This window comes from Rhizobium sp. PEPV16, from assembly GCF_008919455.1.
GTDB lineage: Bacteria > Pseudomonadota > Alphaproteobacteria > Rhizobiales > Rhizobiaceae > Rhizobium > Rhizobium leguminosarum_Q.
In genome coordinates this window covers 1-982 of record NZ_VSZV01000029.1, presented here as the reverse complement: position 1 = coordinate 982, position 982 = coordinate 1, and the positions used below count along the sequence as shown (strand labels likewise).

General features: G+C 61.5%; 1 protein-coding gene. It reads right to left on the bottom strand.

Annotated elements, in window-relative coordinates:
• The coding region (locus FY112_RS00200) for an alpha-L-fucosidase (protein WP_151517337.1) at positions 1-982 on the bottom strand (982 nt) is incomplete at both ends.

The following is a 982-nucleotide window of genomic DNA, read 5'->3' as shown; positions in this document are numbered from 1 at the left end:
ATGACCGGGACCACGATCTGAGGTCGGCGCACCGGCAGGACGAATGTCATTTGATCATCACCGACGGGGAACTGGGTGTTTGCCCACAAGGTATTGGCGGACGGGCGCAGCCAGGTGACCTCGCTGCCATCATGCAGGAATTGCGCATATTCGACTTTCCCCGCCAGCGCATCGAAATGCAGATGGCGATAGGGCCAGTTGAAGAGGTGGATGTAGAGACGATCGCCATTCTGGGTCAGGCGGCAGTCGGCCGGAGCGGCGAAATCCGACTGGGTGCAGCCGACGATGCTGCGCTCGTGCAGTGCCATCCACTCCTCATAAGCGGCAAGGGCTGCAATCGCACGGTGGTCGAGCGTGCCGCGCGCCGTCGGGCCGACATTCATCAGCAGATTGCCGCCCATGGCAACGGTACCGACCAGCATCTGCACCAGTTGTTCCGTGCTTTTCCACGTATCCTCGTCACGGTGATAGCCCCAGGAGCCGCTGAGCGTGTGGCACGCTTCCCAGACGACGCGCCTGCCATCGCGGAGCGGCCGGGCGCGCGGCATATATTGCTCCGGCGTGACGATGTCGGGCTGCAAGCCGGCGAGATCGAGCCGATTGTTGATGATGATGTCGGGCGCAAGCTCGCGCACCAGGCGAACGAGTTTCTCGCTTTCCCAATCCTGATGGCCCTTTCCGACCAGTTCTCCGAGCTTCCACTGCGGATAGCTGAAGTCGAACCACATGATGTCGATTTGCCCGAACTCGGTCAGCAACTCGCGGACCTGCTCGCGCATGAAGGCGGCGTAACGCTGCATGTCCCGGCCTTCGTTGATTTTCAGCGCATCGGGATGATTGCGCTGCGGGTGGCGCGGATCGACCGTGAAGTCGGGATGATGCCAGTCGATCAGCGAATAGTAGAACCCGATCCTCAGGCCCTCCGCACGGAAGGCATCGACGAATGGACCCAGCAGATCCCGCCCATAAGGCGTGTTGGTCA